We start from the raw sequence: 11868 nt of genomic DNA, 5'->3' as shown, positions 1-11868 counted from the left end.
TATGTCTATTTATCTGAACAAAGACTCCAAGGTCATCGTCCAGGGCATCACCGGCGGCGAAGGCACCAAGCACACCGCCCTGATGCTGAAGGCCGGCACCAACGTGGTTGGCGGCGTCAACGCCCGCAAGGCCGGCACCACCGTCCTGCACGGCGACACCGAGATCACCGTCTTTGGCACCGTCAAGGAAGCCATGGCCGAGACCGGCGCTGACGTCTCCATCGTCTTCGTGCCGCCGGCATTCACCAAGGACGCCGTCGTCGAAGCCATCGAGGCCGGCATCGGCCTCGTCGTTGTCATCACCGAAGGCGTGCCGGTCCAGGACTCCGCCGAGTTCTGGGCACTGGCCCAGTCCAAGGTCGACGCCAACGGCAAGCAGGTCACGCGCATCATCGGACCGAACTGCCCCGGCATCATCACCCCGGGTGAGGCCCTCGTCGGCATCACCCCGGCGAACATCACGGGCAAGGGCCCCATCGGCCTCGTCTCCAAGTCAGGCACCCTGACCTACCAGATGATGTACGAACTGCGCGACCTGGGCTTCTCCACCGCCATCGGCATCGGCGGCGACCCGGTCATCGGCACCACCCACATCGATGCCCTCGAAGCCTTCGAAGCTGACCCGGAGACCAAGGCGATCGTTATGATCGGCGAAATCGGTGGCGACGCCGAAGAGCGTGCCGCCGACTACATCAAGGCACACGTCACGAAGCCGGTTGTTGGCTACGTGGCCGGCTTCACCGCTCCGGAAGGCAAGACCATGGGCCACGCCGGCGCCATCGTCTCGGGTTCCGCAGGCACCGCCCAGGCCAAGAAGGAAGCCCTCGAGGCAGCCGGCGTCAAGGTCGGCAAGACGCCGTCCGAGACCGCCAAGCTCCTGCGCGAAGTCTTCGCAGCACTCTAGGCTCCAAGCACCACAGCACCACAGCACCACAGCACCACTCCAGTACGACGGCGGCAGGTCACCATCCCCCGGGAAGGTGGCCTGCCGCCGTCGTACTTTTTTGCTTAACCGTCCGTTGTCTACTGCCTGGCCTGAACGCCGAGGAGCTCGTCCAGCTGCTCGTAGCCGGCGGCGATGCCGGCTTCCATGCCATCGGCGAGGTACCTCGCGCGGGCCTCCACGCTGGGGTAGACGGATCTGCCGGTGAGCCTGCAGCGCCCGCCCGGCAAATCCTCGAACGTTGCGGATTCCAGCGTGACGATATCCGGGTATCCCTCGTACTCGAAGGTCTGCAGCACGAACTCATTCTCGCGGACCGTGTGGAAGACCCCGCGGAACGGGTGCTGGCGCCCGTCGTTGCCCTGCTGCACAAAGCGGTAACTTCCGCCCGGCCGGCAGTCGAATTGGTCAATGCTGGTGGCCAGTTCCCGCGGCCCGATCCACTGCCGGAAAACGTCCGGATCGCAGTGGGCCCTAAAAACCGCTGCCGCCGGGAAGTCAAACTCGCGTTCGGAGTCCACGAACGGCACGTTCTCCGGGACCACGAGCTTCAGCGCGTTGCTCATGCCGTTACCTTCCCTGACTGCGCCTGGGGAGTACCGGCGCCGGCGAGGAGTTCCTCGAGCCGCTCGTAGCCTTCGGACAGCCCGCTTTCCATGCCGGACTGGGCCATTCCGTCCCGGGCCTCCATGCTGGGATAGACCGAGTGGGCCGTCAGCCGGGTGCGTCCGCCGCCCAGATCCTGGAAGGTCAGGAACTCGATGCTGACCACGTCCGGGTAGGCGTCGAATTCGAAGGTCTGGATGGCGAAGTCGTTCTCGCGGACCGTGTGGAAGATCCCGCTGAAGCGGTACTCGGTGCCGTCAGGTGCGATGTGCGTGTAGCGGTAGCTGCCGCCCGTTCGGAAATCGTAGTGGTCGATCTCCATCCGGAGCCCCCGCGGGCCGAGCCACTGGGCGACGAGTTCGGGTTCCTTGTGGGCCCGGAAGACATCGGCGACGGGGAAATCGAACTCCCGCTCGAACTCGATGAAGGGCAATCCCTCCGGAACATTTACTGTCAGGGCGTTGGTCATGATGAGTCCTTTGCCTGTGTGCCGCGTGCCGCGGCGTTTGATTGGAGCACGGCATCCAGTCTGCGGAACTGCCCCTCGCGGACCAGCCGGTACTGGTCGATCCATGCGGTGAGCTCCTCCAGCCGTGCGGGGTTCAGGTGGACGGGCCGGCGCTGGGCGTCACGCGTGCGCGTGACCAGTTGCGCCTGCTCGAGGACCTGGATGTGTTTCGAGACCGCCTGCTTGGTGATCGCGAAGGGCTCCGCCAGTTCATTCACGGTGGCCGGACCCCGGCTGAGCCGGGCAATGATGCGGCGACGGACGGGGTCGGCGAGGGCCAGGAAGGCCGAGTCGAGTTGGTCGTCGTCGCCGGAATCCATGCGGGTGAGAGCCTCCTTCCCAGTTCTCGATTGCTAATCAATCACTTTGTTGATCAATCTCTTGGTTGTTTAAGGCTACGCCTGGAGTGCGGGGATTCGCAATCCCTTTTCTGCGGGAACCCTTGTGCTGTCCAAAATTTCTTTGTTAGTATGTCAGGACAAACTATCGAAGGAGCAGCGAGTGCCTCTCGTGCGAATAGACGTCAATCAGGGCCGCAGTCCCGAGCAGCTTCAGGTGATCAGCCGGAGCATCCACGAGGCCATTCTCGCCGAATATGGCATTCCGGAGCGGGACTATTTCCATGTGCTGACCGAGCATCCACGGGGCCAGATCTTCGCCCAGGATGCCGGGCTCGGGTTTGAGCGCACGCCGGAGGTTGTGATGATCCAGATCTTCACCCAGGCCGGCCGAGGCCAGGGTGCCAAGCAGTCCTTGTTTGCCGCGATCGCTGCCAAGCTGGCGGCTGCCGGGATTGCCGGCGAGGACGTGTTTATCGGCTACGTCGAGAACGCAGCGGGGGACTGGTCCTTCGGCTTTGGCCGGGCCCAGTACGTTACCGGCGAACTGGATGTCCCCGCCCGGTAGCCGCGGGCTGTGCCGGCCGGCGGAGCGGCAGCGCCGAGGCCGGTCGGCCCTCCGTGTCAAGTTGTAAATATGTCAGTACAAACCTTTGACAGTACATGGATTCTAGGGCAAAGTAGTGGATGTGGCCCGGCTCACGCCAGCCCGCCAGGCAACGAAGCTCAGGCTGTGTACAGGTACAAAGTTCACACCAGAAAGGTCCACGATCACCGTGACCCACGAACTGCTCACGATCGGGCGCATCAGCGTTGATATCTACCCGAACAACATCGGGGTGGATCTGGAGGACGTCACCTCCTTCGGAAAATACCTGGGCGGCTCCCCGTCCAACGTCGCCGTGGCCGCGGCCCGCCATGGCCGCCGAGCCGCCGTCATCACCCGCACCGGCGACGACGCCTTCGGCACCTACTTGCACCGCGAACTGCGCAAGTTCAACGTGGACGATTCCTTCGTCACCCCCGTCAAGGAATGGCCCACCGCGGTCACCTTCTGCGCGATCAAGCCCCCGGATGACTTCCCGCTCTACTTCTACGGACGGTTCCCCACCGCCCCGGACCTGCAGATCAAGGCAGCGGAGCTGGACCTGGGCGCCATCCGCGACGCCGGCATCTTCTGGTCCACCGTGACCGGCCTCTGCCAGGAACCCAGCCGGAGCGCGCACCTGGCCGCCCACCAGGCCCGGCCCCGCACCGGCCTGACGCCGGGCCAGTACACCGTTTTGGACCTCGACTACCGGCCGATGTTCTGGGCCTCCGAAGCGGACGCCAGGGAACAGGTCGCCAGGATCCTCCCGCACGTCACCGTGGCCATCGGCAACGACAAGGAATGCGCCGTCGCCGTCGGCGAAGGCACACCCGACGAGCAGGCCGACCGGCTGCTCGCAGCCGGCGTCGAAATCGCCGTCGTGAAGCTCGGCCCGGACGGCGTGATGGCCAAGACCCGCACCGAACGCGTTGTGTCCGCTCCGGTCCCGGTGGAAACCGTCAACGGCCTCGGCGCCGGAGACTCCTTCGGCGGGGCCTTTTGCCACGGGCTGCTCTCCGGCTGGCCGCTCGCCCAGGTCCTCGATTTCGCCAACGCGGCCGGCGCTCTCGTCGCGTCCCGGCTGTCCTGCGCCGATGCCATGCCGACGCCGGAGGAAGTCACCGCGCTGCTTGCCGAACGCGGCCGGCTGGCCGCGGGGCCCTACGCCACCGAAGGAGCAACCCTGTGAGCCTGAATCCCTCCTCCGCCACGGCCACGGTGGACGATGATCCCCGCCGCTACGAGCACCTGAGCATCATCCGGCTCGAAGACCCGGACGCGATCGCCCGCGCAGCGAAGGCCCGCCGCCGCCATCCTGGCCCGAGATCGGGCAAACAAAACTTCATCGTCGCCGCCGACCATCCGGCCCGCGGCGCCCTCGCGGTCGGCAACGACCCGGTGGCCATGGCCGACCGGCGCCAACTCCTGGACCGGCTTCGGATCGCGCTCGCCAACCCTGACGTGGACGGCCTCCTGGCCTCGCCGGACATCATGGACGATCTGCTGCTGCTCGGCGCGCTGGACGGCAAGCTCCTGTTCGGTTCGATGAACCGCGGCGGGCTCTCGGGCCTGGTCAACGAGTTCGACGACCGCTTCACGGGCCACACCGCTGCCGCCCTCGAGGCACTGGGGGCCGACGGCGGCAAGATGCTCACGCGCATCTGCCTCGGCGATCCGGACACCGTGGCCACCCTGGAGGCCACTGCCAAAGCGATCGATTCGCTCGCCGGGCGCAAGCTCATCGCCATGGTGGAACCCTTCCTCTCCGTCCGGGAAAACGGCAAGATCCGCAACGACCTGTCGACCAACGCGGTCATCAAGTCGGTCGCCATCGCCGAAGGCCTGGGTTCCACGAGCGCCTACACCTGGATGAAGCTGCCGGTCGTGGCCGAGATGGAACGCGTCATGGCCTCCACGACGATGCCCACCGTGCTCCTCGGCGGCGACCCGGACAGCAGCCAGGACGACGTCTTTGCGAGCTGGGAGGCAGCCCTCGCGCTGCCCGGAGTGCAGGGGCTCACGGTCGGCCGGACCCTGCTCTACCCGTACGACGGCGACGTCGCCGGCGCAGTGGCGACCGCCGCGTCGCTGCTCCACCACACCGTATCCACCCGCACCGCAGAAGTATCGGAGTAACGTCCCATGGGAATCACCACGGCACGAGGAACACGCAGAATGACGGTCGCCCAGGCCGTCGTCGAATACCTGTCCAGGCAGTACACCGTTGATTCGATCGGCGGCGAGGACTACCGCGAGCGGCTGATCCCGGGCACCTTCGGGATCTTCGGACACGGCAATGTTGCCGGCGTCGGCCAGGCCCTCAAGCAGTACCAGCAGCTCGATCCGACGATCATGCCGTACTACCAGGGCCGGAATGAACAGGCGCAGGCGCACCAGGCGGTCGGCTACGCCCGGCACACGCGGCGCCGCCAGACCTTCGCGATCAGCACCTCGATCGGGCCCGGTTCCTCGAACCTGCTCACCGGCGCGGCGCTGGCCACCACCAACCGGCTGCCGGTGCTGCTGCTGCCGAGCGACACGTTCGCCACCCGCGCCGCAGACCCCGTGCTGCAGCAGCTCGAGCAGCCCCACGGCTATGACATCACGGTCAACGACGCGTTCCGCCCGCTGTCGAAGTTCTTCGACCGGGTCACGCGGCCCGAGCAGCTGTTTTCCGCCTTCCACCACGGCCTGCGCGTCCTGACGGACCCGGCCGAAACCGGCGCCGTCACCATCTCGCTGCCCCAGGACGTCCAGGCCGAGGCCTTCGACGTGCCCGAGGAATTCCTCGCCGAACGCGAATGGCGGATCCGCCGCCCGGACGCAGACGACGAGGACATCCGCCGGGCCGCCGCGGCCATCCGGGCCGCGAAGCGCCCGCTCATCATCGCCGGCGGCGGCGTCCTGTACGCCTACGCCAACGAGGAACTCGCAACGTTCGTCGAGCTGACCGGCATCCCGGTTGGCAACACCCAGGCCGGCGTCGGCGTGCTGCCCTGGGACCACAAATTCTCGCTCGGTGCGATCGGCTCCACCGGCACGACGGCGGCCAACGCCATCGCTGGCGAAGCGGACCTGATCATCGGGATCGGCACCCGCTATGAGGACTTCACCACCGCGTCCCGGACCGCGTTCCAGAACCCGGATGTGACGTTTATCAACATCAACGTCGCCGCGATCGACGCCTACAAGCACGGCAGCTCCCTGCCGATCGTCGCCGACGCCCGCAAGGCCCTGGTGAAGCTGAACCAGGCCCTCGGCGGCTACCGCATCGGCGCGGACCTCGAGCAGCAGATCGCGGCGGAGAAGAAGCGATGGGACGCCACGGTGGACGAGGCGTTCGACACCCGCTTCACACCGCTGCCGGCGCAGAACGAGATCATCGGCGCCACGAACCGCGCCATGGACGCCCAGGACGTCGTTATCTGCGCCGCCGGCTCGCTCCCCGGTGACCTGCACAAGATGTGGCGCGTCCGGGACCCATTCGGCTACCACGTCGAATACGCGTACTCCTGCATGGGCTATGAGATCCCGGGCGGCCTCGGCGTCAAGCGCGCGGCCCTCGCCGAAGCCGCGAAAGGCGGGGCGCAGCGCGACGTCGTCGTCATGGTGGGGGACGGTTCCTACCTGATGATGCACACCGAGCTGGTCACCGCCGTCGCCGAGAGCATCAAGTTGATCGTGGTCCTGATCCAGAACCACGGCTACGCCTCGATCGGCTCGCTCTCCGAATCGCTCGGCTCGCAGCGCTTCGGCACTCAGTACCGCGCCTTGGACGAGGAACACCACAGCTTCGACGACGGCGACCGGCTCCCCGTGGACCTGGCCCTGAACGCCGAAAGCCTCGGCGTGAAGGTGATCCGGATCGAACCGGGGGATAAGGCCATCGCTGAGCTCGAGCAGGCCGTCCGGGACGCCAAAGCGGCCCCCGAACGCGGCGGCCCGATCGTTATCCATGTCGAATCCGACCCGCTGCTGGACGCCCCCAGCTCCGAGTCCTGGTGGGACGTCCCGGTCTCCCAGGTCTCCGAGCTCGACTCCACCAAACAGGCCTTCCAGACCTACACCGACCACAAGAGCCACCAGCGCAAGCTGCTCGGCTGAGCCCGGCCCCCGAAGCCACCCCCAGACTCCAACCCCCAAGGACTTCCTGATGACCACCCTCACCACCACCAAAACCATCCACCACTTCATCAACGGCGCCGAAACCGCCGGCGACGGGGACCGCACCCAGCCCGTGTACAACCCCGCCACCGGCGCCGTCACCGCAGAGCTGCGGCTGGCCAACCGGGCGGACCTGGACGCCACCGTCGCCGCCGCCCGTGCCGCGGCCGATTCCTGGGGCGACTTCTCCCTCGCCAAGCGCACCGCCGTGCTGTTCAAGTTCCGTGAGCTCGTCGCGGCCCACGTGGACGAGCTCGCCGAACTGATCACCGCCGAACATGGCAAGGTCCTCTCCGACGCCAAGGGCGAAATCGGCCGCGGCCTGGAGGTCATCGAGTACGCCTGCGGCATCCCGACCCTGCTCAAGGGCGACTATTCGGACCAGGTCTCCACCGGGATCGACGTCTTCTCCTTCCGCGAGCCGCTCGGCGTCGTCGCCGGTATCACCCCGTTCAACTTCCCGGTCATGGTCCCGCTGTGGATGGCGCCGATGGCGATCGCCACCGGCAACGCCTTCATCCTCAAGCCCTCCGAGCGCGACCCTTCCGCCTCGATGCTGCTGGCCAAGCTGTGGAAGGACGCGGGCCTGCCCGACGGCGTTTTCCAGGTCCTGCACGGCGACAAGGAAACCGTCGAGGGCCTCCTGACCCACCCGGACGTGGACGGGATCTCCTTCGTCGGCTCCACCCCGATCGCCAAGTACGTCCACGAGACCGCTACCGCCCATGGCAAGCGGGTCCAGGCCCTCGGCGGCGCCAAGAACCACGCCATCATCCTGCCCGACGCCGACCTGGACAACGCAGCCGACCACCTAGCCGCAGCCGCCTTCGGCTCCGCCGGTGAGCGCTGCATGGCCATCTCGGTCGCCGTCGCCGTCGGTGATGCCGCCGACCTGCTGGTCAAGAAGGTCCAGGAACGCGCCCTCGCCGTCAAGGTCAACAACGGCACCGCGCCCGACGCCGAAATGGGCCCGGTCATCACCCCGGCCTCGAAGGAGCGCATCGTCCGGATTGTCACCGAGGCCGAGGCCGCAGGTGCCGCGATGGTGGTGGACGGCCGCGACCTCGTCGTCCCCGGCCACGAGGACGGCTTCTGGGTCGGCCCCACCGTGATCGACCACGTCAAAACCGAAATGACCGCCTACAGCGAGGAAATCTTCGGCCCCGTCCTCGTCGTGGTCCGGGTCGAGGACCTGGACGCCGGCATCGCCCTGATCAACTCCAACCCTTACGGCAACGGCACGGCCATCTTCACCTCCTCCGGCGCCAACGCCCGCAAGTTCCAGCGCTCCGTCACCGTGGGCATGATCGGCATCAACGTGCCGCTTCCAGTTCCGGTGGCGCACCACTCCTTCGGCGGCTGGAAGGCCTCGCTCTTCGGCGACAAGCACATCTACGGCCCGGAAGGTGTCTCCTTCTACACCCGTGGCAAGGTGGTCACCTCACGCTGGCCCGAGCCGACCCACGCCTCCGGCGCCTCCTACAACTTCCCGTCCAACTGACGACCCACCAACCCCAATCGACTGCTCCACAACCGCCGTTTTGAGCGTCCAAAAGGGCACCTGCGGAGCAATCGATGAGAAGGAATGGAAATGACTGAGAACAAGCTGATCATCGGCACCGCGCCGGACTCCTGGGGCGTCTGGTTTCCGGATGACCCCAAGCAGACCCCCTGGGAACGCTTCCTCGACGAAGTCGCCGAATCCGGCTACAAATGGATCGAACTGGGCCCCTACGGCTACCTCCCCACCGATCCGGCACGGCTCGCCGAGGAGCTCAAGGCCCGCGACCTGAAGATCTCGGCCGGGACCGTCTTCACCGCCTTCCACCGCGGACTGGACCAATGGGAAAGCGCCTGGGAACCCGCCCGCAAGGTCGCCGAACTCACCGCCGCGATGGGCGGCGAACACATTGTGGTCATCCCCGCGATGTGGCGCGACGACGTCACTGGCGAGGCCGTGGAGAGTGGTGAGCTCACCGAGAAGGCCTGGAGCGACCTTTTCACCGGCCACAACCGCCTCGGCAAGACCCTGCTGGAGGATTTCGGCCTCAAGCAGCAGTTCCACTCGCACGCCGACTCCCATGTCGGCGCGCAGCAGGACATCGAGACCCTGCTCGCCGCCACGGACGCCAAGTACCTCAACCTCTGCCTGGACACCGGCCACGCCGAATACTGCGGGGCCTCCAGCCTTGAGCTGATCAAGAACTACCCGGACCGGATCGGCTACCTGCACCTCAAGCAGATCAACCCGGACATCCTGAAAAAGGTCAACGCGGAAAACATGACCTGGGCCGCCGCCAACCTGGCCGGCGTCATGACCGAACCGCCGAACGGGCTGCCGGACCTGCGCGCCGTCATCGAAGCTGTTGAGGCGCTGAACCGGCCGATCTTTGGCATTGTGGAACAGGACATGTACCCCGTTGCCTTCGATGTCCCGATGCCGATCGCCAAGCGCACCCGGAACTACCTGCTCCTGCGGCTCCCGCACCGCCGTCAACTAGAACCGAGGACCACACCATGAAAAAGACCCTCCGCGTAGCTGTCATCGGCGCCGGCCGTATGGGCGCAGACCATATCCAGCGGCTCAACACCCGCATCCACGGCGCGGAAGTTGCCGCCGTCGTCGACGTCGACCTGGCCCGCGCCCAGGCCGCCATCGAAGGGATTCCGGGCGCCGTCGCCCTGGCCGACGCCGACGAGGCCCTGAACAACGGCGACGTCAACGCCGTGCTGATCGCCACCCCGGGCTTCCTGCACGAGGACATCCTGCTCAAGGCGATCGCCAAGGACATCCCGATCCTCTGCGAGAAGCCGCTCACCCCGGACGCCGCGTCGGCCTGGAAGATCGTCCGGGCCGAGGAACAGCTGGGCCGCCAGCGCATCCAGGTCGGTTTCATGCGCCGCTTCGACGCCGAATACGCCGCCCTGGGCAAGATCATCCGGAGCGCCGAACTCGGCGAACTGCTGATGCTGCACCACCAGCACCGCAACCCCGCCACCCCCGCCGGCTTCACCAACGAGATGCTGATCAACGACTCCGTCGTGCACGAATTCGACGCCATCCGTTACTTCACCGGCGAGGAAATCACCTCCGTCCAGGTCCGGCTGGGCAAGGCCACCCGGAACGCCCCGGCCGGCCAGCACGACCCGCAGCACGTGCTGATCGAGACCGAATCCGGTGTCCTGGCCGACGTCGAGATCTACGTCAACGCCAAGTTCGGCTACGAGGTGGCCACCCAGGCGTCCTTCGAGGACGGCATCGTCAGCATCGGAGGGGACAAGGGCCCGTACACCCGCAGCAACGGCCGCTGGGGCGGCAACGTCACCCCGGGCTTCGAGGAGCGCTTCGGGGCCGCCTACGACGTCGAAATCCAGTCCTGGGTGGACGCCGCCCTGCGCGGGGAAATCGGTGGGCCGACGGCCTGGGACGGGTACGCGACCGCCGCCTGCTGCGAGGCCGGCGTCGAGGCGCAAAAGAACGGCGAGAAGGTCGCCGTCAAGCTGAACGCCAAACCCGCCCTTTACCGCTAGCCACCCGGCCGGCCGTGCCGCCGCCAGATCCACGATGGAGTGTTCAACGTGAAAATCGCCCTTGACCCCACACCGTTCCACCACAGCCACGGACTCCTGGAGTTCCCGCGCGTCGTCGCCGACCTCGGCTACGAATACATGCAGATGACCCCGCATCCCGATTTCATCCCGTTCTTCAACCACCCCAAGGCGGACGACGAGCTGGTGGGACAGCTGGCAAAGGCCTGCAAGGACGCCGGGATCGAAATCGCCTCGGTGCTGCCCGTGCTGCGCTGGTCCGGTCCGGACGAGGACGCCCGCGAAGCAGCTGTCCGCTACTGGAAGCGTGCCATCCAGATTGCCGTGGACCTCGGCGTCAGCACCATGAACACCGAATTCAGCGGACGCCCGGAGAGGGCGGAGGAATCCGAGCGGGCGTTCTACCGCTCGATGGAGGAACTGCTGCCGATCATCGAGCGGGAAGGCATCGACCTGCTGATCGACCCGCACCCGGACGACTTCGTCGAGGAGGGCCTGGCCGCGATCCGGGTGATCCGCGGGCTGAACTCCAGGAACGTGGGCCTGGTCTATGTGGCCTCGCACAGTTTCCACATGAAGGACGCGCCGCTGGACATCATGCGCGCGGCGGGGGACAAGCTCCGCCTGGTCCACGTCGCAGACACCATGGACCACCACGCCTCGCACGGGCTGCGCTACATCACGAACCCGCCCGGCAACCCGGTCAGGGTGCACCAGCACCTGAAAATCGGCGACGGCGACGTCAATTGGGACGAGTTCTTTGGCGGTCTCAAGGAAATCGGCTTCCTCGACCGGGAAGACACCGTAATGGTCTCCAGCGTCTTCGCCGAGGACGACAACGCCGCGGAGGTCTCCCGCTACCAGCTGGAGACCATGAAGCAGCAGATCCAAAAGGTGAGTGTATGACGTCGACGGCGGCCGCCCGGCAGCGTTAGGCACCCGCACCCGCAGCCGCAGCCGCACCCGGTCACCTGTCACCGGCGCAAGCCCTGCCCCGCGTTCCAACGCGGGGCAGGGCTTTTGCGCGTGTCCGGTCCACCGGGCCTGTCTCATGGACGCGGCGTGGCTCCCGGACGACGGCGCTAGCCAATATGTCCTTGTCGGACGCCCGTTCCGGGCTGAAAATGGTGCCGTGGTCGCCTGTCAACGCCGTGTCTCTATGGTTCTTTCA

General features: G+C 66.5%; 11 protein-coding genes and 1 pseudogene. 9 read left to right on the top strand and 3 right to left on the bottom strand.

The window, feature by feature from the left end:
- Position 1 precedes the first annotated feature (1 nt).
- Positions 2–904, top strand: a complete 903-nt coding sequence (gene sucD / locus J2X01_RS18420; RefSeq protein WP_224048674.1) for a succinate--CoA ligase subunit alpha — start codon at positions 2–4, stop codon at positions 902–904.
- Between the two features lie 119 nt (positions 905–1023).
- Here the strand turns inward: sucD and J2X01_RS18415 are convergent, their stop codons facing one another.
- Genes J2X01_RS18415 through J2X01_RS18405 form a run of 3 tightly spaced genes read right to left on the bottom strand, consistent with a single transcriptional unit; the run spans position 1024 to position 2377 of the window.
- Positions 1024–1509, bottom strand: a complete 486-nt coding sequence (locus J2X01_RS18415) for an SRPBCC family protein (RefSeq protein WP_310060811.1) — start codon at positions 1507–1509, stop codon at positions 1024–1026.
- A complete protein-coding gene (locus tag J2X01_RS18410; protein WP_310060809.1) occupies positions 1506–2018 on the bottom strand; it encodes an SRPBCC family protein in 513 nt (170 codons plus the stop codon). Before J2X01_RS18410 ends, J2X01_RS18415 begins: the two co-directional genes overlap by 4 nt.
- Positions 2015–2377 carry an ArsR/SmtB family transcription factor gene (locus J2X01_RS18405; RefSeq protein WP_310060805.1) on the bottom strand — a complete coding sequence of 121 codons (363 nt, stop codon included), beginning with the start codon at positions 2375–2377 and terminating at the stop codon, positions 2015–2017. Before J2X01_RS18405 ends, J2X01_RS18410 begins: the two co-directional genes overlap by 4 nt.
- A gap of 181 nt (positions 2378–2558) precedes the next feature.
- Here J2X01_RS18405 and J2X01_RS18400 point away from each other — a divergent pair, with 181 nt between their 5' ends.
- The 8 genes and pseudogenes from J2X01_RS18400 to J2X01_RS18365 all read left to right on the top strand — a co-directional run bounded on the left by J2X01_RS18400 (position 2559) and on the right by J2X01_RS18365 (position 11603).
- On the top strand, positions 2559–2963 hold the full coding sequence (locus J2X01_RS18400) for a tautomerase family protein (RefSeq protein ID WP_310060802.1): 405 nt from the start codon (positions 2559–2561) through the stop codon (positions 2961–2963).
- A gap of 208 nt (positions 2964–3171) precedes the next feature.
- Positions 3172–4173, top strand: coding sequence for a 5-dehydro-2-deoxygluconokinase (gene iolC / locus J2X01_RS18395; protein WP_310060799.1), 1002 nt, complete (start codon positions 3172–3174; stop codon positions 4171–4173).
- Positions 4170–5120, top strand: coding sequence for a Cgl0159 family (beta/alpha)8-fold protein (locus J2X01_RS18390; protein WP_310060796.1), 951 nt, complete (start codon positions 4170–4172; stop codon positions 5118–5120). The genes iolC and J2X01_RS18390 overlap by 4 nt, the downstream gene beginning before the upstream one ends.
- A gap of 39 nt (positions 5121–5159) precedes the next feature.
- Complete coding sequence (iolD, locus tag J2X01_RS18385) at positions 5160–7088, top strand: 3D-(3,5/4)-trihydroxycyclohexane-1,2-dione acylhydrolase (decyclizing) (RefSeq protein ID WP_310060793.1); 1929 nt, start codon at positions 5160–5162, stop codon at positions 7086–7088.
- Between the two features lie 49 nt (positions 7089–7137).
- The gene (locus J2X01_RS18380) at positions 7138–8649 is read left to right on the top strand and encodes a CoA-acylating methylmalonate-semialdehyde dehydrogenase (RefSeq protein WP_310060790.1); all 1512 of its coding nucleotides are present in this window, start codon (positions 7138–7140) and stop codon (positions 8647–8649) included.
- 90 nt (positions 8650–8739) lie between these two features.
- Positions 8740–9649 (top strand): annotated as a pseudogene (locus J2X01_RS18375) (sugar phosphate isomerase/epimerase family protein).
- Between the two features lie 16 nt (positions 9650–9665).
- Positions 9666–10679, top strand: a complete 1014-nt coding sequence (locus J2X01_RS18370; protein ID WP_310060788.1) for a Gfo/Idh/MocA family protein — start codon at positions 9666–9668, stop codon at positions 10677–10679.
- A 48-nt stretch (positions 10680–10727) separates the two neighbouring features.
- Positions 10728–11603 (top strand): sugar phosphate isomerase/epimerase family protein, encoded by an 876-nt coding sequence (locus tag J2X01_RS18365; RefSeq protein ID WP_310060784.1) that lies wholly within the window; start codon positions 10728–10730, stop codon positions 11601–11603.
- Positions 11604–11868: the final 265 nt, after the last annotated feature.

The sequence above is a fragment of the Arthrobacter ginsengisoli genome, assembly GCF_031456935.1.
GTDB lineage: Bacteria > Actinomycetota > Actinomycetes > Actinomycetales > Micrococcaceae > Arthrobacter > Arthrobacter ginsengisoli.
Note: the sequence above shows the minus strand (reverse complement) of the source record. Positions and strands in the feature narration are given on the sequence as shown.